This window comes from Peribacillus sp. SIMBA_075, assembly GCF_046534585.1.
The window spans coordinates 1-239 of record NZ_JAWRYN010001517.1; the positions used below are offsets into that span (position 1 = coordinate 1).

The following is a 239-nucleotide window of genomic DNA, read 5'->3' on the forward strand; positions in this document are numbered from 1 at the left end:
GTGAAGGATTTCTCGATCTTCGAAGACAGTAATCCAATAAATAAGTTCTTCTACCATAGCCGGATGATCGTCAACCGCTTCACCGAGGATGGATTTCATCGTAATATACCCAGTCAAACTCGATGAAAAGCTATTTTCCTTTTGCGTCCCAAATAATTCTTTCAATTCTCCCGTCTGTTCATCGTACAACTCGTCGGCGTAAGGACTTTTCTTCAGCTCTTGCAACAAGCGCTTAGTGC

Annotated in this window: 1 protein-coding gene; it reads right to left on the reverse strand. The window is 42.7% G+C overall.

The window, feature by feature from the left end:
* A partial coding sequence (locus SB775_RS33485) for a CRISPR-associated endonuclease Cas9 REC1/REC2 domain-containing protein (protein WP_410865611.1) occupies window positions 1-239 on the reverse strand: 239 nt, incomplete at both ends.